Genomic DNA, 22,550 nt, shown 5'->3' on the forward strand with positions numbered 1-22,550 from the left:
AAAGAAGTTTTTTGGGAGGAAACAAAGGGGGGCTTAACGCCCCCCAGAAAGGTCTTTATTGAACCTTTACTACATTTGCGGCTTTTGGTCCGCGTTCTCCACTTACGACTTCAAACTGAACCCTATCGCCTTCGATAAGGGTCTTGAAGCCATCTGTCTTGATAGCAGAATAGTGGACAAATACATCAGTGCCGTCGTCCTGCTGTATAAATCCAAAGCCTTTGTTTTCGTTGAACCATTTCACTTTTCCTTCAACTACCATAACTACAAAAATCCTCCTTTTTTCCTTCCGGGAAAACAAAATCCAACCTGTAAAACAAGTTGTTATATAACTAACACACCACTTCTCGTGTTGTCAAGCAATATGTATGGGTTCAACATATATGAGACAACCCTCCCCTTCATCCCCTCCCTTCATGGAGGGGAATTATTTTTTTATAGGGGGACTTTGTCCCCCTATCCCTATTCTGTGAAGAAGATTCTTTATTTCTGCCTCATATGTATCTGAACTTAATCAGGGCTCAAATGGGTTGGTTAATGCAGGATTTGGTTGACAGTGAAAAACCTTTCTATATATAATATAAAATATTTTAAAAACTGGAGGAGGCATAAAAATGTCGCCTGTTGTAAAAATAGGAGAAAAAAATGTTGGCGACGGCAACCCCTGCTATATATGCGCAGAGATAGGCATAAACCATAATGGCTCTGTAGATATAGCCAAGCAACTTATAGATGTGGCAGTAACTGCCGGCTGTGATGCAGTTAAGTTCCAGAAACGCACAATTGAGGTAGTTTACTCGGCTGAAGAGCTTGCAAAGCCAAGAGAAAACCCTTTCGGAACTACAAACGGCGACTTAAAAAGAGGGCTTGAATTCGGGTATGAAGACTACACAGAGATAGACAGATACTGCAAAGAAAAGGGCATCCAGTGGTTTGCATCCTGCTGGGATGAAGGCTCTGTTGATTTCATAGAGCAATTCAGCCCCCCATGTTATAAGATTGCCTCTGCCTGCCTTACAGACGACAACCTCCTCAGACACAATAGGAGGTATGGCAGACCCATCATCCTTTCCACTGGAATGAGCACAATGCAGCAGGTAGGGCATGCGGTTAAGGTGCTGGGAAGAGAGGAACTGATACTACTTCACTGCACAAGCACATATCCATCAAAGCCTTCAGAGCTGAATCTCGCTGGCATAGCGACCTTGAGGGAGAGGTTCGGGACTCCAGTGGGATATTCCGGGCATGAGGTAGGTCTGGCAACCACTTACGCAGCAGTAGTTCTTGGGGCATGCATGGTTGAAAGGCATATAACCCTTGACAGGGCAATGTGGGGAAGCGACCAGGCAGCCTCTGTAGAGCCTCAGGGTCTACAGAGGCTCGTAAGAGATATAAGGGAATATCAGGTCGCAAGGGGTGATGGCATTATCAGGGTCTATGAAAGCGAAGAGCCTATCATACAGAAGCTCAGGCGGGTTGGGTGATTAAGGCTGTTTTTCTGGACATAGACGGTGTCCTTACAGATGGGAAGGTTACGATAAATGCCTCAGGTGAGGAGGCAAAGACCATATCTTACGATGACATAGATGCCATCTTTGAGCTCAAGAGATTGGGCATAAAGATAGGCTTTCTAACCGGTGAGGACAACCACTTCACGAGATATGTCAAACGCAGATTCCTGCCTGATTTTTTTTCAGCCGGTTGCAAGGACAAACTGAATACATTTAAAACCCTGATAGCAGAGGCATCGCTAAATGCCTCAGAGGTCTGTTATGTGGGCGACTCTAAAAAAGACATCTCCCTACTTGAGTATCTTGAACACAGCTTTGCGCCCTCTAATGCCATTGTAGAGGCAAGAGCCGCTGCAAAGACAACCCTAAGGGCAACACGGGGGGAAGGTGTGGTAAAAGAGATCTTAGAGCACATTAGCCACCCTCGCAGAGATAAAAGGAAAACCAATGGCAGAAAGAATCGTATACTTTAACAGAGACTTTGTTCCTGAGACAGAAGCCAAAATATCCATCTACGATTCTGCCCTTATGTTTGGTGACATGGTCTTTGAGATGACCCGCTCCTTCAATAAGGTACAGTTCAAGCTCATAGAGCATTTACAGAGGCTTTATAACTCAGCCCGCTATATCCATATAGATATTCCAATGACAATTGAAGAGCTGAAGCAGGCATGTCTTGACACCATAGAAAGAAACGACCCTGTCTTTGAGCCTGATGACGAGCACCGCCTCATGATAAATGTGACAAGGGGAACGCTTTCAATATACAGAGATGTGTTGGGTGGGCATAAAGGCACAAACATTATTATAGCGGATTTTCCGCTCAGATGGACTGTCTCGGCGATGGGAAGGCTCTTCGATGAAGGCATAGAGGCAGTTGTGCCAAGCCAGAGGACAATCCCCTCAAGGCTGCTTGAGCCAAAGGTAAAAAACAGAAGCAGGCTACATTACATGATGGCAAATATAGAGGTCTCAAAATACAAGGGGCAGAATGTATGGGCACTTCTCCTTGACACAGATGGCTTTGTCGCAGAGGGCACAGGGGCAAATTTCTTCATAGTCAAGGATAGCTCTCTTTTTACGCCTGAGCCAAGAAACATCCTTCGTGGCATAAGCAGGGCATATGTGATGGATGAGCTCGCAAAACAGTTGAATATTCCATGCCATGAGCGAAATATAGAGCTTTATGATGTCGTCACCGCAGATGAGGCATTCTTTACAGGAACACCGTTTTGCATGCTTCCGGTGTCAAGGATTAACGGACTTACCATAGGCTCGGGAAAGATGGGACCTATTACTAAAATGCTTATGGAGAGGTGGAGCAGGAATGTCGGAATAGACATAATAGCCCAGATAAAAAAATGGGGCATTACCCCGGCTGAAGGCACTGCCCCCACGCCCTATGAATTTAGGGGAGGGGATAAGGATTAATAAAGCTATTCTTTAATACAGTAATGAATAACCCTATCGGCATAATGCAGGGCAGGCTTTTGCCACCAGTTCAGGGATTGATTCAGGCATTCCCTGAGGAGGAATGGGAAAAGGAATTTTCCTCAGCATCGGAGCTTGGCATTGACTGCATAGAGTTTATCTTCGGGGGGGATAACCCCGAGAGCCATCCCCTCATGAATATTAAGGGCATTGAAAGGATTAACTCCCTTGAGAAACAGACCGGGGTAAGGGTGCTGTCTGTATGTGCGGATTATTTCATGGACTATCCGCTCCATAGGGGTGATGGCAGGAAGGCACTTGGGGTTTTGAATGCCCTTATCAGGAACTGTGGGATTCTGTCTGTAAAGGATATAATAATTCCATGTGTTGACCGCTCAGGTCTGAAAACATTAGAGGAGATAAGACAGCTTGAGGTCTCGCTTAAAAAGTCCTTTCCTTTAGCTGAAAAATTAGGAATCAATCTTACACTTGAGACCGACCTTCCACCAGAGGGATTTATAGGGCTTCTCCGCAGGTTTAGCTCCCCGAATATAAAGGTCAATTATGATATGGGCAATAGCGCCTCTCTTGGCTATGACCCGGAGGAAGAGCTTGACATATATGGCAGATGGATAACTGATGTGCATATAAAGGACCGTACATATAAAGGAGGAAGTGTTCCTCTTGGGGAAGGCGATGTCAACTTTCATCTTGTCTTCAGCAAGCTCAAGAGGCTCGGCTTCTCAGGCATTTTTATTCTCCAGACAGCAAGGGGACAGACAGGCAGGGAGAAGGAGAAAATAAAGGATTATCTATCCTTTCTTAAAAGGTTCATAGGAGGCGGAAAAGGCTCTAAATGGAACTGAATATCGGTGGCAGGGTCTCGGTTGTCAGTGGCTCTTCAAGGGGAATAGGAAAAGCCATAGCCTATGGCTTGCTTAAGGAGGGTGCGATTGTTTATCTGACTGGTAGAGACAAAGAGGCACTGGACTCTACATATAGAGACCTCAGCTCCCAGTTCGGAAACAGTGTTTATAAGTTCAACGGGGACCTTAGCCTTACAGAGACTATAAAAACTCTCATAGAGACTGTTCTCAGGGAGCAGGGAAGGCTTGATATAGCTATTGCAAATATAGGAAGTGGAAGGTCCAAGGTCGGCTGGGATGTTGAGGACAGTTACTGGCATGAGGGCTTTGACATAAACTTCTACCCTGCGGTAAGACTCATAAGGGAATCCATAAGGGTGATGAAGGAGCAGGCTTCTGGCAGTATTGTCGCGGTATCCTCAATTGCCGGCTGTGAGGCAATTCCTGCGCCTATTCCTTACTCAGCTGCAAAGACAGCTCTCCTGAGCTTCGTAAAGAATGTGTCAGCCCTCGTTGCCTCAGACGGTATAAGGGTGAATGCTATCTCTCCGGGCAATGTGTATTTTGAGGGAGGAACATGGGACAGAAAACTAAAGGAAGACAGAGCGGCAGTAGAGCGATATATAGAGACCTCTGTCCCCGCGAGAAGACTTGGCACACCTGAGGAGATAGCCGATGCTATATGTTTTTTGGTCTCTGATAGGGCATCGTTTATTACTGGTGCCAACCTTGTAGTTGATGGCGGGCAGATAAGGAGACTCCTATGATGGAGAGATTTAATCTCAAAGGCAGAAACTCAGTGATAACAGGCGGGGCTGGGCTTCTCGGAAGGAAACATGCCGAAGCTGTCATTGAGGCAGGCGGACTCCCAATCCTTTTAGATATAAATAAGAAGTCTATGGAAAAGGTCTCTATGGAGCTTGCAAAAAGATACGGGAAGAAGATTCCAATTCATATAGTTGATATAACAAAAAAGACTGCTGTGGAAAATGTAGGCAAGGAGATATTCAGGAAATTAGGGGCTGTGGACATCCTCATCAACAATGCCTCTATAGACCCAAAGGTCAAAGGAGTTTTTGGGCTTAAAGGTTTAAGGTTTGAAAATTATTCATCCCGCATGTGGGATAAGGAGCTTGATGTCGGCTTAAAGGGTGCTATGTTTTGCAGTCAGGTCTTCGGCACAGAGATGGCTCAAAAGGGCAGAGGGGTCATCCTGAATATCTCATCTGACCTTGGCATTATAGCCCCTGACCAGAGAATTTACAGAAAAGAAGGGCTTTCAGAAGACAGTCAGCCTGTAAAGCCAGTAACTTATTCTGTAATCAAGCACGGCATCATCGGGCTTACAAAATACCTCGCTGTTTATTGGGCAGAAAAAGGGGTGAGGGTAAATGCCCTCTGCCCTGGTGGAGTCTATCAGAGCCAGCATGCGGACTTTGTGGAAAAACTAACAGACCTCATCCCAATGGGAAGGATGGCTGATGCCGACGAATACAAGGAAGCCATCATCTTCCTCATCTCAGATGCCTCATCTTATATGACAGGCTCTACACTTGTAATAGACGGTGGAAGGACATGCTGGTAAGTGCCTAAAACGGTAGTTGCCATCATACAGGCGCGCATGGGCTCTAAAAGGCTTCCCGGAAAATCAATGATGCCACTTGCAGGCAAACCCCTCCTATATAGGTTTATAGAAAGGGTAAAGAGAAGCAAGACCCCTGAGAAGATAGTGCTTGCCACTACCGAAAGGGCTGAGGACAATGTGCTTGTCAGGGTTGCTGAGGAGCTCGGCATAAGCGTCTTCAGAGGCTCTGAAGATGACCTTGTTGACAGGTATTATCAGGCAGCAAAAGAATTCAAGGCGGATACTGTTGTGAGGCTCTGTGCTGATAATCCAGTTGTTGAGCCAGAAGAGATAGACCGAATCATAAGATACCATCTCGGCACTGACAATGACTTCTCTTCAAACACCCATAACATAAATGGAAACGGCTATCCGGATGGTCTTGGCGCTGAGGTTTATAATTTCTCTACCATTGAGAAGCTCTGGAAAATCACTAAAGACCCGACTCATAGGGAACATCCCCATAGCTATATCTATGAGCACAGGGCAGACTTCAAGGTCGGAACAGTGACATGCCCCCCTGAGTTCAGAAGACCTGAGCTAAGGCTTGATGTAAACACCGAGGAGGAATATCAATTCCTCAGTAAGATATACGAGTACTGGTATCCCCAAAAAAAAGACTTTCACATTACTGACATTATCCAGTGGTATGATAAGATATATAGGTGCGCTCATCAGAAATAAATAGACTGCCTTATTGGCATGGCACTGTTATCCTTTATGGCATAGCGGTATCGGCAATCAAACTCCTCATTATGAAGACCTATCTTCCGCTTATGAGGTCAGACATAATAGGGCCAATGAGATACCTTACAGGAGATGTCATCCTGGATGAGACACTTCCCCTTACAACTGCCATTAAGGCTCTGGCACAGTTTCCACTTGTGAGGTTTGCAGGTTTCATGGGCAGTATCATTGGAAATTATAACTATGAGTTTCTTCAATTCTTTGTGCTTTCTCTTATATATTTTATAGGGATATATCTCCTTGCCAGTTACTTTATCAGGGAAAGAAATATAGCCCTTTTTTTTGCTGTGCTGATGAGTATTACGCCTTTGTTCTCAAAGGTCTTTCTTTACACATATCCCTTTTACCCTGTGAGCGGAAAGCTCTTTGGCTATCTTTCTCAAGGATTTCATCCCCTGATTTTATTTGCATTAGTCTCCGGGAGGTTTGCCCTTTATTTCATTTTTCTTACCCTTCTTCTTCTATTTCATCCTGCTCAGGGCATTCTTTTTAGTGCATTTGCATGCGGATATATCTCATTCCTTAAGGATTATAGTGTAAAGGGGAAAGCCCTGCGCATATTGCCTCTGATTGCTGTGCCAATGATTTATGTGCTTTATATGCCACAGCTCCAGTCATATAATGTTAATTTTACTGAATGGTTTAAGCTGGCTACTATTATGAAGACCAGTGGCCATGCTGTCTCGTGGATGCATAAGGAGGAACTGACAAGCCTCTTGTACACTTATATCGTAGTTGCCTGCCTTGTGGTATTCATGAAGAAGAAGGAAAGGCAATACCCGGGTTTCTTTAAAGATTCCGTCAAAAACATGGATTCTGCATATTATCTGACCTATGCGCTCATGGCATATGTGGCAGTGATGGTATTTGTTGCTATAGGTGCATATGTGTTTCAGCATCCGAGGCTTTTGACCCTTTATCCAAGCAGGCTTGCCTCTCTTTTGGTGCTTGCCCTATTCATCCAGATAGCCCTTCTTATAAGATTTATTATCGAAAAGCATGGTGTAAAAGGCATACCCTTAATAGTCCTCGTAGTTTTTTCTTTTTATTATGCACCGTTTCTGTTTTTCCCTATCCTCTGGATAATCTATAAAGAGCACTTTAGCAGGTGGACTCTCAAAGATGCCCTTCTCTTTAGCCTCGTAGTGTTTGCCTTCTGTTTTATAGATTACTCTTCAGAGACATATATAGGTCTTGTGCTGAACTATAAAAAGCTCGCCATAGGAATACTTTATGTGGTGGCATGGCTTATGACATGGTTTACATTTGCTTATAACTCCCGACTCAGGCAGAGGATTGTTTCTCTGAGCTATCATGTCATCGTTGGCATGATTGTCCTTTTTGGGATTGCCTTTACATCAGTATTTTATGAGACAGTAATACGGTCTCTTCCCGAAATAACCAGAAGCGAAAAGAAGCTCCTGAGCTATATTGACCAAAATACGCCAAAGGATTCTGTTTTTTTTGTTTATCAGAGTGAAACCCTTAAAGACCACTATTACCTGTATACATGGGTGAATGCGGCTTTCAGAAACACTGTGCTTGCCTATGGGGTCGTTTCAAACTCCATATATTTCCCTGATATGCTTCCGAAAATCTATAAGGAACTCGATGTTGTCTATGGACTTACACTAAAGGACATAGAGGAATCGGAAGAACAGCACCTCCTTATCTATAAGAAGGCACTATCATTCAAAGAGGATGACTGGCTGAGGATAAAGGAGTATTACAAGAAATTCGATTATGTTCTTATGTCAGATGACACATTATATGAGCCTCCTTCTTATCTCATAAGAGTCTTTGAAGATAAATATTTCAAACTCTATAGGGTTGACTGGGAGATGATGGGGAAAGAATCATTTGCATGAGCCACACAAGGCATAAAGTTTTAATATTAAGGTCTTCTAAATTGAAAAATTGAAGTTGCATATTTACATATTCCTCTATATAATTTTTATAACAACTGCTGAAGGCAATAAAATTTCCAAAAAGGGAGGTGATGCAAAAGCACTTTCTTTTTAAAGTTGGTAGACTCACAAAAAAATAACGGGGAGGAGTAAAAATGAAAAAATTATTGATTATTGGTGCATGCCTGATTCTTGCGGTTGCATTTTATCTTTCTCATACCACAATCAACTCCAAAGCACCAACTGCAATCGCCGCGGCAAAATATGTAGGCACACTCTATGTTGCAGGTATGGGTGGACATTTTGCAGCTGCCGATGTTGAGATAGACCCATCTGCCGCAAAGCCCATAAAGGTAACAAAGCTCGACAGGGTTGTCATTGGCACGAAGGCTACACACCCGACACACGATGCAAGGATAGATGTCAATGACAGCACAAAGATGTACTGGTCAACATATATTCCTGACAAGAACATAGAAGGTGGAAGAACACTCCATGTTGGTATCTCGGACCTCAAAACAGGCAATGTAATAAAGGATGTTCCGATTAAGATCGCTGACAGGGCGACATGGATTGGTGCAAACTACTGTGCCTCAGGACAGTCCTCAACGATGTTCATCCCTGTGATGATGACGGATGAGGCATATATAGATGTGCTGGACAAAAAGACACTTGAGCTCAAGCACAGGGTCTTCCTTCCTTATAAGAAGGGCGAGACTAAGTTCTATCATGGCATAAACTCTCCTGATATGAAGGAGTTTATGGTTGCAGTAAATCTTGCTGATGAGGGAAAGCCCAACGGAAAGATTGACATCATCAGGCTTGACATGGCAGCACTTGAAAAGGGCGAGGCAAAGATTCTGAAACAGAAACAGGTTACAGGCACACCCGGAAAGACACTTACATTCAGGCAGACCTATACACCTGATGGCAATTATATACTTCAGTCAGGTGCTGACAGGTTCTTCCTCATTGATGCAAAGAGTCTTAAACTCATTGACGAGGAGATGCTTAATGAGGGACAGAACCACGATGCAATGGCAACCCCTGACAGTAAGTATGTAGTACTGACCTTAAGGGAGATGGTTGAAAGCTCCGAAGGTGCAGAAGGAAAAGACATTACCGATGGTACGCTCCTTCTTTATGACATTGAGGCAAAGGGTGTTGTTGGAACATCATCATCTGCATGCTATCAGTGCCACAGGGCTCTTGGCATTCACGGCAATTCGGTTCTCTGCGGTCTGGACGGAAACTGGAAAAAGTAAGCTCTAAGCTGGCTTGAAAATAGCGGGCATCTGCTTTATTATAAAACAGATGCCCGTTTCCCACATTTAAAATAATAAGGAGATAGGTCTTGAGATTTAATCTTTTCAGTGTTGCTATTAAGAACCTAAAAAGAAAGTCTTTTAGAACCGTAATCCTTATCCTCTCCATAGGTCTTTTAGTGTCAATCTTAGTGTTCGGGACATCGTTCCTTTTGAGTGTAAGCTCAACGCTTAAGAGGGCATCAGACAGACTTGGTGCAGACCTCTTGGTTGTGCCCATGGGTGCAAGGGATTATGCAGAGGAGGTCCTGCTTGAGACAAAGGCAAAGACATTCTACATGGACAGCTCCATGGTAGAGAGGGTCAAGAAGGTTGATGGCATAGAAGAGGTTACATACCAGACATATCTTACCACTATACTTGGTGTCTGCTGTGATATACCAGAGGTCAAGGTGGTTGCCTTCAATCAGGAAACGGATTTTATTGTTACCCCATGGCTTAAAAAGGCTATTGGAAGGAAGCTCGAAAAAGGCGAGGCAATCATAGGCTGGGAAGCAGATAGGAATTTAGGTCTTCTTGATATGGAAGGAAGTGTGCTTTTCGGGACCAAGTTTAAATTTGTAGGTGTGCTCGAAAAGACAGGCACAGGGCTTGACAATGCAATCTTTATAAGTGATGAAAATATTAATGAGGTAATTGAAAAGGGTAAATCTGGTATTAAACCATGTGAGATTTCCCTCATATTCACAAAGGTCAGGGAAGGGTTTGACCCTGTAAAGGTTGGTAGAAAGGTTGAGGGTGAGATAGTTGAAGTCGATGTTATTGAAAGAAGCGATATGGGCAAGCGGATAATCTCCACACTCAAGGATATAAATAGGGTGTTTCTGCTTACAATCATTCTTGCATCCTTGCTTTCGACATTTCTTGCGTGGGCAATATTCTCTGCTATTGTAAATGAGAGGTTTAGGGAAGTTGGAATAATGAGGGCAATTGGCGCAAAAGGCTCCCATATAATCAGGATGTTCTTTATCGAGGTCATTGTCATTGGTGTGCTTGGAAGTCTTATTGGAATAGCACTTGGCACATATCTATCGGTTAGCCTTTCGAGGGTCTTTACCATTCTAAGGGATGTATCTGCAACACTCACCGTATTTGAGCGCATTGAGGTGGGCATTCTTGGTCTTGCTATAGGTACTGGAATATGTATGATTGGTGCCTTTTCATCTATAATCCGCATAAAAAGGCTTGAACCCCTCAAGGCACTCAAGGAGGCATAATGGTACAGATACAGATAAATGATATAAGCAAGGTCTATACAGTTGGAAGTAGTGAAATCAAGGCAGTTGATGGTGCCTCACTTGAGATTGAAAAAGGCGAGTTCGTCTCCATCACCGGGCATTCAGGCTCTGGAAAGACAACATTGCTTTCAATCATAGGCGGGATACTCATGCCTTCATCAGGAAAGGTTTTCTTCGGTGGCACTGACATTTATAGCTTGAGCGAGGATAAGATTTCAGAGTACAGGGCTGAAAAGATTGGCTATATATTCCAGTTTGCAAGTCTTCTTCCTGTGCTTACTGTAGAGGAAAACCTCTTTCTTCCAACTATCTTTACTTCTAAAAGGAAATCAGGCATAAGGCAGAAGACACAGGAATACCTTTCTATGGTTGGGCTTTCAGATAAGATTAACTCCTATCCATCCGAGCTGAGCGGTGGTGAGCAAAGAAGGGTTGCCATTGCACGTGCACTTATGAATGACCCTGAAGTAATCCTTGCCGATGAGCCTACAGGAGACCTCGATGAAGAGACAGAGGCAGAGGTCATGGAGTTTTTAAAGAGCATAAATCGTGACAGAGGCATAACCTTTATTTTAGTTACCCATAGCACAGAGATAGCGAGGTCTGCAAAGAAGATGATAAGGATGTCTCATGGCAGGTTGAGCGAGGTCGCAATCTCTTCTTGACAGAGTAACTCGTTAATTGCTAAATTAACCTGAAAAAGTTTAAACAAAGAGAGGAGGGGTGCATGGATGCCCTCTATAAAGGTGAGGGAGAGTGATTCCTTTGAGAATGCACTTAAGAGGTTTAAGAAACAGTGCGAAAGAGAAGGAATACTCTCGGAGATAAAAAAAAGGGAGCATTACGAGAAGCCGAGTGTCAGGAAAAAGAAAAAGGCAATTGCCGCTCGCAAAAAGGCAGTTAAAAGGGTAAAATTTCAAGGTTAAAAATGTCTTTATTATCTAAAGGGTGCGCATGTGGGCTTATTGAAGCTTAGGGAACTATATAATAAAGCCGTTGGCATCGGTATAGACAACGACCCAAGGGGAACTGTCGTTGTCTTAAGAGAGCTTGAAGCCCGTAGAAAAGACTACGAGAACCTTAAGGAAAGCGAAAGGGAATTCTTTGATGTAGAATCCCTTACCAACCCCTATCCTGACACAAGGATACTTCATGGCAGTGGCGATGAGGAGATAAACTCCGCTACCATAGGTATTGACATTGACACAGCCGAGGTCCTTCTATGCGACAGCTTAAGACAGAGAGGTCATGGCATTGACCTCATAATATCCCATCATCCCTCGGGCAGGGCTTATGCAGGGCTTTATGCAGTTATGCAGATGCAGGCAGATATTCTGTCAAGATTTGGAGTGCCAATCAATATAGCAGAAGACCTGCTCGAGGGCAGGATTAAAGAGGTTCAGAGAAGACTCATGCCTGTCAACCATTCAAAGACAGTGGATGCCGCAAGGCTAATCGGTATACCCTTTGTCTGTTTTCACACGCCTGCAGATAACATGGTGTCTGCTTATCTACAGAGGCTTTTTGACGACAAAAAACCCTACAAGGTGGAAGACCTCATAGACATTCTTAGAGAGATTCCCGAATACAGGGATGCCGCAAAAAACAGTGCCGGGCCAGAGATACTCGTAGGAGCCAAATCAAGAAAATCTGGTAGGATATTTGTCGATATGACAGGTGGCACAGAGGGCTCAAAAGAGATATTCGGAAGCATTGCCCAGAGCGGTATAAATACCATAGTGGCAATGCACCTGAGCGAAGACCACAGAAAGGAAGCAGAGAAAAACCATATCAATGTCGTCATCGCAGGACATATCTCGAGCGACAACATTGGCATGAACCTCCTCTTAGATGAGCTTACAAAACAATCTCCCATCGGGATTACTGCCTGCTCGGGCTTTAGAAGGATAAGCAGGCTTACATACTGAAAACTATATTGCCTCCTCTACAAAAAATTTGCATATAACATATTTTAAAAATATATAATTATTTATGAAATCAGACGGCATCCTTGAAGAGATAAAAGGCAGGCTCGACATCGTAGAGCTTATATCCGAATATGTCTCCATTAAGAAGGTAGGACAGAACTACAAGGGGCTCTGCCCTTTCCACCCTGAAAAAACCCCATCCTTTATGGTAAGCCCTCATAAGCAGATATTCCATTGCTTTGGCTGTGGAAGTGGCGGAGATATTTTGAGCTTTATAATAAAATACGAAAACCTTTCATTTAATGAGGCACTCCGAATTCTCGCTAAAAAGGCAGGCGTAAAGCTCAAGGATTATTCGCTTAAAAAAGACGAAGGTAAAGAGACGCTCAAGGAGATTCATGAAGAGGCATCTAAACTGTTCGTTAAAAACCTCGAGGGCTCAAGGTTAGCAAGCGAGTATCTTAAATCGAGGGGACTTAAGGATGACACCATAAGCCGATTTTCATTGGGCTATGCTCATCCAGGCTGGCATCAGCTTTACGAGCATCTGAAAGGTAGGGGATTCCCTGAATCGCTAATGCTTCAGTCTGGGCTTCTCTCGACGGGTCCAAAAGGCGTATATGACAACTTCAGGGCAAGAATAATGTTTCCCATATCCAGCCCTCATGGAGATGTCATAGCATTTGGCGGAAGGGTTATGGATAACGGAATGCCCAAATACCTGAACTCCCCTGATACAGTCCTTTTCAAGAAAGGCGAGACCCTCTATTGCCTGAATATGGCAGAAAAGGAAATCAGGGGAAAAGACTGTGCCATTGCCGTTGAAGGCTACTTCGATGCAATCATGTGCCATCAAAATGGGATTGGAAATGTGGTTGCACCACTGGGGACTGCCCTTACGACAGGACATCTTAAAAGACTCAAAAGATTCACAAACAATATAATTGTTATTTTTGATGGAGACACCGCAGGTCTTATGGCGGCAAAAAGGTCTGTATCGTTAATGTTAGAGCACGGCATGAGGCCAAAAGCCCTCATACTGCCAGAGGGCAAAGACCCTGACAGCCTCCTGAGGGAAAAAGGGCACGAATATATGACTCATCTCATAGAAAAGGCTTCCACTATGCCTTTAGATTTTTTTATAAAGACATCGTCTAAGCCAAAGGCAGAGACAGTAAAAGAGGTATTGGCTTTAATATCAAAAGTGAATGACCCGATTTACAAGGAGGAGCTTCTCCTTGAGCTTACGGAAAAATCTAAGATGAGCGAGTCCACACTCAGAAAGGAATTGAAAAACCTCGTGAAGGCAGAACTCCATCACAAAGGGGTTGCAATGTCAATGACCTGCAATGAAGAGCTTCTGCTTTTAAGTGCCATAGTATCGTTCCCGGAGAAAAAACAGATGATACTTAAAGATATATCCTTAGAGGACATTAAAGACACCCTTTTAAGAAAGGCATTCCAGAAGGTCATCTCCTTAAAGGACATCGCATCAGGAGTCCAAGAAGAAGACTCCGAGGAAAACAGGCTCATACGCATACTATCGGTTGAGCCGGGTTTTGACATCACAAATGTTGACAAAAACATCGATGACTGTATAAAGAAGATAAAGAAACGGCAGATCGACGAGAGGATACAGATTGCCAGGGAAAGCGAAGACCTCGGGCTTCTAAGCAGTCTTCTTACGGAGAGGAAAAAACTCACTGGAGAGACAACAAGATGAAAAAAGATTACGAGGATTCCGAAGAGTCGGAGAAAAATTCAGACATCTTAAGAGAAGCCGAACAAGACGCTGTTAAAGACGAGGCTGAGGAGGCATCGCTCGTTGCAGTGGAATACGAACCTATAAAGGCGTATCTCAGAGAGATGTCAGGCAGGCAACTCCTTACGAGGGAAGGAGAAGTCGAGATTGCAAAAAAGATAGAGGCAGGAAGAAAACAGCTCACATCCGTAATATTTCTTTTGCCCTTCGCTATAAGGAAACTGGTTCCTCTTGGGGACCTCGTTGAAAAGGGCGAGGCTCCGTTTGCAGAGATAATCTCAAATGGAGAGGATATATCCGAGGAGGACTTCATTGCAGAAAAGAAAAGATTTACAGACAAGGTAAGTCGCATAGAGAAACTCTTCAACAAAAGAGCTTCTTATCTGAAGGGTCAAAAGCCCTCACAAAAAAAACTTGCTGGCATTGAAAGACAAATGCTCGATGAGGTAGAAAAACTGAAACTCAAAGAGGAAGTGATAACCTCCCTTACAGAAGAGGTCAAAGAACTGATTGCAACCGGTATATTTCTCCAAAGGGAGCTTCAGACATCGAGGAAGAAAACGAAGAAAGCCTTAAACGATAAGATTCACAAAGATTACAAGGATAAAAGAAGAAAACTCAGGGAGATACTTTTTTTGCTCGGTATCAAGGTTAGTGAACTCGAAAAGGTGCTCAGAAATATAATAGGTAGCGAACAAAGGATTACAGAGGCAAAGAAAGAGTTGACAGAAGCCAATCTCAGGCTTGTCATAAGCATAGCAAAAAGGCATATGGGTAAGGGACTGAGCCTTTCTGATTTAATACAGGAAGGCAATATCGGACTTATGAGGGCAGTCGATAAATTCGAGTACGCAAGGGGATATAAGTTCAGCACATATGCTACATGGTGGATAAGACAATCCATAACAAGGGCACTGGCAGACCAATCCCGGATGATAAGGATACCTGTGCACATGGTTGAGACGATAAACAGGATAACGAGGGCAACGAGGGAGCTTGTGCAGGAACTTGGCAGGGAGCCCGAGAAAGAACTGATTGCACATAGGGTCAAGATGCCTATTCACAAGGTTGAGGCTGTGCTGAAAATAGCAAAAGAGCCCATATCCTTAGAAACACCAATAGGAGATGACGAAGACAGCCACCTTGCGGATTTCATCGAGGACAGGACCGCCTCCTCCCCGTTTGACTCTGCAATATCGGATGAATTAAAGAAACAGATTCAAAGGGCACTTGGAACACTCAGTAAAAAAGAGCAGAAGATCCTGATAAGAAGGTTTGGAATCGGCACTGATATGCCACATACACTTGAGGAGGTAGGACAGGAGTTCGAGGTTACAAGAGAAAGGATAAGACAGATTGAGGTAAAGGCTTTAAGAAAGCTCAAGCACCCCTCAAGGAGCAAGTGGCTTAAGATTTTTTTAGGGAAATAAGTGGGCTGATTGATTATATTCAATCAGGTATGTTATAAAATATAACTGGTTTATGAGGGAAATTAACTTACAGGAGGTATTATAATTGCCGCCAAAGGCACAGCCAAAGAAAAACCTTTCTGCCCTTAAAAGGGTCAGGCAAGCTAAGAAGCAGGAGCTGAGAAATAAGGCAGTTCGCTCTAAGGTAAAAACTATTAGAAAGAAATTAGTAAGTGTGGTTGCCTCAAAGAACAAAGACGCTGTATCAGCAGTGCTTAAGGAGGCAGTAAAGGTCATAACTTCGGCAGCATCAAAGGGTGCGATACACAAAAACACTGCCTCAAGGAATATATCGAGGCTTTCGAAACTGGCAAACACTATCCTTAAAGCTTAAGGAGTCGGGTCAGCATGTATTCAAGCGGATAGGATGTGCCACTGCTTTTGATGGCAATGTCTGTTTCATGGAGAATCTCAAAAGCCTTCTTTGCCATTTCGGTGTCTTTGCTCTGTGTAAACTGATAGTTTATTGCACCTAAAAGCATCTGTGGCTCTACTATGCCTGACAATGCCTTGAAGATTTTAAATACACTCTGGCTGTCTTTGTTATGAATTGCCTTAAAGAGGTCAAAGGCATCATAATCTCCAATGCCCCTGATGAGCTCTTCGATGTCTTTTCTTTCAAGTGTTTTCTTTCCTATCTCGGAGAACTTTTCTATCTCGGAAGTGAGAAGCCCTATATCAGTGCCAATAACGGCTATAAGGTAGTCCACTGCCTCTTTGGAGAGAGTGATTCCGATATTCGATGCCTTTTCCTTTATCCATAACGGAATATCCGCTTCCCTGATATCAAGAGATATGGCTTGAGCACTGCCAAACATCCCATTATGTGACTTTTTAAATCTGCCTTTCTCTGTCTGATACAACATTATGAGGACAGAGGAAGGCGAGGGCTTTGAGATATAGTGGCCGAGCACTGTAAGCTCTTTCTCTACAAGGAGATTGCAGTTCTCTACCGTAACTACCCTTCTGCCTTCGATGAAGGGCACTGTGTAAAGTATGTCTATCACATTTTCTATAGTGCCTTCAGGCATCTCTCTGTCAAAGGTATAGAATAAAAAATCCCTTTCAGCCTGAGGGATAGTCCTTTTGGCTTCAAAGACCGCTTCTTTCAATAAATAAGGCTCATTTGAATGAAGAAGGTATACTGGAGATTTAAGACCCTTCTTTATTTCCTTTAAAAATCTAATCATACCTTCTCATCTATAAAGGATTGAAGAGACTATTTCGGAAGATAGCTCTCCCAATGCCCTTTCGATAGCCTCCTCTTTAAGTGCTGTTATTTCCTCTAAAGTGCCCTCACTCGAAAAAGTTATGGGGAATATCACAGTGCCTCCGAGTTCAAATGGAGACTCCTCTGTTACATCCTGATGGAGATAGAAACTTCCTTTTATGAATACCTCAAACTGGACAGCTACATTTTCTTTATATGCAACCCCTCTGAGCTCAAAGGTATCGATGACACCTCTAATGCTATAAGGCGAGGTCTTTTCGACCCTTATTCCGTTTTTCATAAGTTCCTCAGTAAGGGTAATCATGAGCTTGTCTTCAAGACCATGCTCGAATGTCTGATTGACAATACTTCCGAGCCTTACGGAGTCAAGAGGGATGTTCTTATGAAGCGTGTAGCCACAGGAGGTAAGGAAGAGTAAAAGACAGAGCAACAGTAACCACCATGTTTTGATTTGCATGTCTATTTTCCACTGCGGGTGCATGTTAATCAGATATTCTCTCCTTTTTTATATTCTCTATACAGGCAATAATCTAACTCTATGCCGTGTTTCTTCCACACTGATGATCGCCCCTTTTATTAGAGCCTCTGAAGATTCTTTTAAAATCTGTTTCAGCCTTCTATTGATATTGTTTGGAGTTTCATTTTCAAGTCTTAAAATTATTGCGCTTGGAAACTTCTCTCTTGATGCAGAAATAATACCGCCAAAATCGAGGTCGCAGGTTAAGATGACCCTTCCTTCTTCTACTGCTTTTCTGACAATTTCCGTATCTGAGGCACGGTGCATATTAATATCCCTTACATGGATGGCATCAAACCCTTGCTCTTTCAACCACTTTACGGTAGTCTGTGAAATACCCATATCTGCAAAAAATTTCATGCTAAGGATAACTTACAGGATGCAGTTCTTCTTTAGCGAGCCATGAAGCGTATTGAAGCGCCTCTTTTATGTCCTCTGGCTCAAGGTCAGGATACTCTTTAAGTATCTCTTCTGTAGTCATTCCATTTGCAACAAGGTTTATTATGAGAGAAACAGGTATTCTCAGCCCCCTTATGCAAGCCTGCCCGCCCATAATGTCCTTGTTGAATGTTATCCGTTTAAATTCTTTCATCACGCTCCTCCTGCTTTGTGTATTTCTTTATTATACAACCTTTCTCATAATCTCATGCCAAGGCATAGAGCCTTTGCATCATTAATATCAGCCTTTTTGCAAGCCTTTTTCCATATCCTCATACCACTATATTCACCAGCTTCCCCTTAACCACAAACACCTTCTTTGGAGGTTTATCTTTAAGAATCTCTTTTATCTTAGGCTCATTGAGAGCTATGTCTTTAAGCTCCTCATCTGACTTCCCATGAGGTGTTATGAGCTTTGCCCTTACCTTTCCACCTATCTGTATGACTAATTCTATCTCCTCTTCCTTTGCGGCAACATCATCCCATGAGGGCCATTTCTCATCGAGGATGCTTGGGCTTTTCCCAATAGCACTCCAGAGCTCTTCTGCTATATGAGGGGCAAAAGGGCTTAGAAGGACAAGTAGTTTTTCAATTGCAAATCTCAATGCAAGGTAGTCCTCCTCAGAGGCAGGCTCAAAGGAGTTTATCTCATTTAACTGTTCCATAAGGGCAGATATTGCAGTGTTGAAATGGAACTGCCGTTCTATGTCATTGGTTACCCTTTTGATGCTCTGGTGTGTTTTTTTATAAAGGGGATGGGTCTCAGACACAGTTCCTTCTTTTAATCTATCTTTATATTTATAGACAGTGAGGTAAAGTCTTCCAAGGAACCTATATGCTCCCTCGACCCCTTTGTCGGACCATTCAAGGTCTTTCTCAGGTGGTGCGGCAAAGAGGGTGAAGAGCCTTGTCGTATCTGCACCGTATTTTCCGATGAGATGGTCTGGGTCTATAACATTCTTTTTTGATTTAGACATCTTCTCGACTCTGCCAAGCTCAATCTCATTCCCACATTTAATGCACCTGCAGTCTTTTATCTCATCAGGAGAAAGCCAGCCGTGTTCATGGCACTTAAGGGTTTCTTTTGAGACCATGCCTTGCGTAAGGAGATTTCCAAATGGCTCGCTCTGGGCTGTCAGTCCAATGTCCCTTATGACCCTCATAAAGAACCTCGAATAAAGAAGATGTAAGACTGCATGCTCGACTCCTCCGACATACTGGTCAACAGGCATCCATTTATGTGCCTCTGAATGAGGGTCTTTTAAGAGACCCTGAAGGTCTATATCTCCTTTTGGAAGACAGTATCTTAGGAAATACCATGATGAGTCAACGAATGTATCCATAGTATCTGTTTCTCTTTTAGCAAGCCCTTTGCATAAAGGGCAGGGAACATTTATGAAGTCCTCAAGCTCAAGAAGTGGACTGCCACCTTTTCCTGTAAACCTTACACTTTCAGGAAGTATTACTGGAAGGTCTGCTTCAGGCACAGGCACAATACCGCATTTTGAGCAGTAAAGCACAGGTATTGGTGTTCCCCAGTATCTTTGCCTTGAGATGCCCCAGTCCCTGAGCTTATAGTTTACAACCTTTTTACCAACTCCCTCCTGCTTCAAATAATCAGCTATCTCCTGCCTTGCCATTTCAGAATAGATACCGCTAAACCTTCCTGAATCAATGAGTATGCCTTCTCCCTCATATGCTGAGTCAAAGACTTTTTCCTGACTCTCGGGCACAATAACGGTTCTTATTGGAAGTCCATATTTTTTTGCAAACTCAAAATCCCTCTGGTCATGAGAAGGCACAGACATTATGGCTCCTGTCCCATATTCCATAAGCACGAAACTTGCGATATAAATAGGAAGCCTCTCCCCATTTACAGGGTTAACTGCATAGTGACTTGTAAAAAGTCCTGTTTTTTCGTCCATCCTTCCATAATGCTCCTTTAGTTTTTCGAGCTTGATAGTGTCAGGAAGAAGTTTTTCGGACAAAGGATGGTTTGGTGCAAGGCAGAGGAATGTTGCGCCCCAAAGCGTATCGGGCCTTGTTGTGAAGACTCTTATCTTTTCATTCATACCTTCGATGGGAAAATCGGCCTCTATGCCTTCGCTTTTTCCGAGCCAGTTTTTCTGCATAAGGACAACGCTTTGAGGCCAGCCCTTGAGGTCGTCGCATGCTTTATGAAGCTCTTCTTCGTAATGGGTTATATTCAAAAACCACTGCTCTAATTCTTTCTGCTCTACTTCGCTATCGCATCTCCAGCACCTTCCTTCTATGACCTGCTCATTAGCAAGCACAGTGGCACATGACGGACAGAAATTAACAAAAGACGATTTCTTATATGCAAGCCCCATCTTGAGCATCTTGAGGAAAAACCACTGGTTCCACCTATAGTATTCAGGACTACATGTAGTTACTTCTCTTTGCCAGTCATAGCTTAGTCCCATGCGGATGAGCTGTTTCTTCATATAGCTTATGTTTTCGTATGTCCATGTAGCAGGGTGTATGCCTTCTTTTATTGCGGCATTTTCAGCAGGCAGTCCAAATGCATCCCATCCCATTGGATGTAGCACATTGAAGCCCTGCATCCTTTTGTATCGGGCAATAACATCTCCGATTGCATAGTTTCTTACATGTCCCATATGAATCCTGCCGGATGGATAGGGGAACATCTCAAGACAGTAAAACTTCCTGTCATTAGGCGGATTTGTGCCGAAGATGTCCTTTTCAGCCCAGTAGCTCTGCCACTTAAGCTCTATTTCTTCTGGGATATATTTTTCTTTCATTCAACAGGCTTTCAGGGTAAAGCCCTTAATCTCCTCAAGCTTTCCTATAGCCCTTCCCGAGTCAATCGCCTCTTCTGCTATCATAACGGCATCCTTAAACGAATCAGTCATGCCTGCGACAACCAGAGACGAAGAGGAGTTCATAAGCACAATATCCCTTTTAGGACCTTTTTCGCCTTTGAGGATTGAAAGTGTTATCTTTGCGTTTTCATCCTTTGTGCCACCTGAAATCTCTTTAAGCTCAGCCCTTTGAAGCCCAAAGTCCTCGGGGGAAAGCACAAAGTTATCTATTTTTCTGCCTGAGGAAAGCCTCGATACCATTGTGCCATTTGAGATTGTTATCTCATCGAGGCCGTCTTCGCCGTGGACAACCATTACATCTTCTGCACCTAAGTTTTGAAGGACACGGCAGAGGGTCTCTGTAAGTTTGTCCGAGAAAACACCAAGTATCTGTTTTTTTGCACCTGCAGGGTTTGTGATGGGTCCAAGGATATTAAATATGGTCCTTATACCCATCTCCCGTCTTGGGCCAATTGCATACTTCATTGCAGGGTGAAAAAGAGGTGCAAAAAGGAATCCAAAGCCTGTCTGAAAGAGGCATTCCTCTACCTTCTCAGGAGGGAGGTCTATCTTGACTCCTAATGCCTCAAGCACATCTGCGCTTCCTGCTTGAGAAGACACAGAGCGGTTTCCATGCTTTGCAACAGGCACACCGCATGCAGAGACAACAATGGCAGTGGTTGTGGATATATTGAATGTTCCTGCCATGTCTCCGCCTGTTCCGCAGGTGTCAAGTGTGCCTCGAGGTGACTTGATAGATGCGGCTTTCTGCCTCATAACCTTAGCCGCACCTGTTATCTCATCCACTGTCTCGCCCTTAATCCTGAGTGCAGTAAGGAATGAGGCTATCTGTGCATCGGTTGCCCTACCTTCCATTAGCTCAGTCATGCACTCAGCCATCTCGAACTCAGAGAGGTTTATATCGCTTACAAGGATGCTGATTGCCTCCTTTATCATATCTACCTCCTTAATTTCAAAAAGTTTCTTAGATTTTCCATAGCATCCTTATTAGTCCTCAATCAAAACCACATCCTCAAGTCCTCTGAAGTGGGTATCGCTGGTTATCACCTTGCAACCCTTTTCCAGTGAGGTTGCATATACGATGGCATCAGCCATAGGCAGTAAGTGCTTCAAGCTTAAATCTGCTGATGTAAGTGCTATGCTTTCACTTAAAGGAACAATCGTTGTCTTCCACATTGAAGATACTGCAAGGATGGCATCAGCTTCGGTGCGCTCTTTTTTTATCTTCTTATAGACCTCATAAAGGATAATCGTTGGGGTTATTATCTTAGTTGGGTCCTTAAGATATCTTGAGTATTCGCTACAAAGGGGACCATCTGTAAAGAATTCAATCCAGCCGGAAGAGTCCACAAGATACATTATCTGTCTTTGTCCTCTCTTATGTCCCCTCTGTCCATTCCCTTTAGAAATCCCTTGAATGAAGTAGCAGGCTTCTCAGGAATGAAATAGATTACCCCGCCTTTTGTGATGACAGTCATCCTCTGACCCTTTTTTAAATTGAGTTTCTCCCTTATATCTTTTGGTATCACTACCTGAAATTTCGGTGATACGGTAGTAGTCGGCATTTTATCCCTCCTTATAGCATCGATACAAAAATTGTAAAACAAATACATGGGACTGTCAACACCTATTACCTCCACTTGTCCCCTGTTTTTTAAGACAGCTCCTTTTCAAGATGTAATAGACGGTTAA

Annotated in this window: 25 protein-coding genes; 16 read left to right on the forward strand and 9 right to left on the reverse strand. The window is 43.4% G+C overall.

What is annotated here, in order from left to right; all coding sequences use genetic code 11:
- Nucleotides 1–55: 55 nt before the first annotated feature.
- Nucleotides 56–262, reverse strand: coding sequence for a cold-shock protein (locus HY805_06525; protein MBI4823868.1), 207 nt, complete (start codon nt 260–262; stop codon nt 56–58).
- Between the two features lie 352 nt (nt 263–614).
- On the opposite strand from HY805_06525, the gene HY805_06530 reads away from it, so the two are divergent.
- The 16 genes from HY805_06530 (at nt 615) to rpsT (ending at nt 16,142) form a co-directional block, all read left to right on the forward strand.
- Nucleotides 615–1,484 carry an N-acetylneuraminate synthase family protein gene (locus tag HY805_06530; protein MBI4823869.1) on the forward strand — a complete coding sequence of 290 codons (870 nt, stop codon included), beginning with the start codon at nt 615–617 and terminating at the stop codon, nt 1,482–1,484.
- A complete protein-coding gene (locus tag HY805_06535) occupies nt 1,481–1,984 on the forward strand; it encodes an HAD-IA family hydrolase (protein ID MBI4823870.1) in 504 nt (167 codons plus the stop codon). The genes HY805_06530 and HY805_06535 overlap by 4 nt, the downstream gene beginning before the upstream one ends.
- Nucleotides 1,959–2,942 (forward strand): aminotransferase class IV, encoded by a 984-nt coding sequence (locus tag HY805_06540; GenBank protein MBI4823871.1) that lies wholly within the window; start codon nt 1,959–1,961, stop codon nt 2,940–2,942. The genes HY805_06535 and HY805_06540 overlap by 26 nt, the downstream gene beginning before the upstream one ends.
- Nucleotides 2,943–2,965: 23 nt before the next feature.
- Entirely contained in the window at nt 2,966–3,808 is an 843-nt protein-coding gene (locus HY805_06545) for a sugar phosphate isomerase/epimerase (protein MBI4823872.1), read from the forward strand.
- Entirely contained in the window at nt 3,799–4,575 is a 777-nt protein-coding gene (locus HY805_06550; GenBank protein ID MBI4823873.1) for an SDR family oxidoreductase, read from the forward strand. The genes HY805_06545 and HY805_06550 overlap by 10 nt, the downstream gene beginning before the upstream one ends.
- Nucleotides 4,572–5,393 (forward strand): SDR family oxidoreductase, encoded by an 822-nt coding sequence (locus HY805_06555; GenBank protein ID MBI4823874.1) that lies wholly within the window; start codon nt 4,572–4,574, stop codon nt 5,391–5,393. The genes HY805_06550 and HY805_06555 overlap by 4 nt, the downstream gene beginning before the upstream one ends.
- A complete protein-coding gene (locus HY805_06560) occupies nt 5,394–6,116 on the forward strand; it encodes a glycosyltransferase family protein (GenBank protein ID MBI4823875.1) in 723 nt (240 codons plus the stop codon).
- Nucleotides 6,098–8,047: a hypothetical protein gene (locus HY805_06565; protein MBI4823876.1), complete on the forward strand. Its 1,950-nt coding sequence runs from the start codon at nt 6,098–6,100 to the stop codon at nt 8,045–8,047. The genes HY805_06560 and HY805_06565 overlap by 19 nt, the downstream gene beginning before the upstream one ends.
- Before the next feature lie 194 nt (nt 8,048–8,241).
- On the forward strand, nt 8,242–9,351 hold the full coding sequence (locus HY805_06570) for a hypothetical protein (protein ID MBI4823877.1): 1,110 nt from the start codon (nt 8,242–8,244) through the stop codon (nt 9,349–9,351).
- An 89-nt stretch (nt 9,352–9,440) separates the two neighbouring features.
- A complete protein-coding gene (locus HY805_06575) occupies nt 9,441–10,628 on the forward strand; it encodes an ABC transporter permease (protein MBI4823878.1) in 1,188 nt (395 codons plus the stop codon).
- Entirely contained in the window at nt 10,628–11,314 is a 687-nt protein-coding gene (locus HY805_06580; protein ID MBI4823879.1) for an ABC transporter ATP-binding protein, read from the forward strand. Before HY805_06575 ends, HY805_06580 begins: the two co-directional genes overlap by 1 nt.
- 66 nt (nt 11,315–11,380) lie before the next feature.
- Nucleotides 11,381–11,575, forward strand: coding sequence for a 30S ribosomal protein S21 (locus HY805_06585; protein MBI4823880.1), 195 nt, complete (start codon nt 11,381–11,383; stop codon nt 11,573–11,575).
- Nucleotides 11,576–11,614: 39 nt separating this feature from the next.
- Nucleotides 11,615–12,577 (forward strand): NGG1p interacting factor NIF3, encoded by a 963-nt coding sequence (locus tag HY805_06590; GenBank protein MBI4823881.1) that lies wholly within the window; start codon nt 11,615–11,617, stop codon nt 12,575–12,577.
- 64 nt (nt 12,578–12,641) lie between these two features.
- Nucleotides 12,642–14,300, forward strand: a complete 1,659-nt coding sequence (locus tag HY805_06595; protein ID MBI4823882.1) for a DNA primase — start codon at nt 12,642–12,644, stop codon at nt 14,298–14,300.
- Nucleotides 14,297–15,769, forward strand: coding sequence for an RNA polymerase sigma factor RpoD (gene rpoD / locus HY805_06600; protein MBI4823883.1), 1,473 nt, complete (start codon nt 14,297–14,299; stop codon nt 15,767–15,769). The genes HY805_06595 and rpoD overlap by 4 nt, the downstream gene beginning before the upstream one ends.
- Nucleotides 15,770–15,854: 85 nt before the next feature.
- Nucleotides 15,855–16,142 (forward strand): 30S ribosomal protein S20, encoded by a 288-nt coding sequence (gene rpsT / locus HY805_06605; GenBank protein ID MBI4823884.1) that lies wholly within the window; start codon nt 15,855–15,857, stop codon nt 16,140–16,142.
- Here rpsT and holA read toward each other — a convergent pair.
- The 8 genes from holA to HY805_06645 form a co-directional block, all read right to left on the reverse strand.
- Nucleotides 16,132–16,998, reverse strand: a complete 867-nt coding sequence (gene holA, locus HY805_06610; GenBank protein ID MBI4823885.1) for a DNA polymerase III subunit delta — start codon at nt 16,996–16,998, stop codon at nt 16,132–16,134. The two genes, rpsT and holA, sit on opposite strands and share 11 nt — an antisense overlap.
- A gap of 6 nt (nt 16,999–17,004) precedes the next feature.
- Entirely contained in the window at nt 17,005–17,496 is a 492-nt protein-coding gene (locus tag HY805_06615) for a hypothetical protein (protein MBI4823886.1), read from the reverse strand.
- A gap of 57 nt (nt 17,497–17,553) precedes the next feature.
- A complete protein-coding gene (locus HY805_06620) occupies nt 17,554–17,916 on the reverse strand; it encodes a DUF5615 family PIN-like protein (GenBank protein ID MBI4823887.1) in 363 nt (120 codons plus the stop codon).
- A 1-nt stretch (nt 17,917) separates the two neighbouring features.
- Complete coding sequence (locus HY805_06625; protein ID MBI4823888.1) at nt 17,918–18,148, reverse strand: DUF433 domain-containing protein; 231 nt, start codon at nt 18,146–18,148, stop codon at nt 17,918–17,920.
- Between the two features lie 118 nt (nt 18,149–18,266).
- A complete protein-coding gene (locus HY805_06630; protein MBI4823889.1) occupies nt 18,267–20,777 on the reverse strand; it encodes a leucine--tRNA ligase in 2,511 nt (836 codons plus the stop codon).
- Complete coding sequence (trpD, locus tag HY805_06635; protein MBI4823890.1) at nt 20,778–21,794, reverse strand: anthranilate phosphoribosyltransferase; 1,017 nt, start codon at nt 21,792–21,794, stop codon at nt 20,778–20,780.
- A gap of 51 nt (nt 21,795–21,845) precedes the next feature.
- Nucleotides 21,846–22,217 (reverse strand): type II toxin-antitoxin system VapC family toxin, encoded by a 372-nt coding sequence (locus HY805_06640; protein MBI4823891.1) that lies wholly within the window; start codon nt 22,215–22,217, stop codon nt 21,846–21,848.
- Nucleotides 22,217–22,423: an AbrB/MazE/SpoVT family DNA-binding domain-containing protein gene (locus HY805_06645; GenBank protein ID MBI4823892.1), complete on the reverse strand. Its 207-nt coding sequence runs from the start codon at nt 22,421–22,423 to the stop codon at nt 22,217–22,219. The genes HY805_06640 and HY805_06645 overlap by 1 nt, the downstream gene beginning before the upstream one ends.
- Between the last annotated feature and the right edge of the window lie 127 nt (nt 22,424–22,550).

The sequence above is a fragment of the Nitrospirota bacterium genome, assembly GCA_016207905.1.
GTDB lineage: Bacteria > Nitrospirota > Thermodesulfovibrionia > Thermodesulfovibrionales > JdFR-86 > JACQZC01.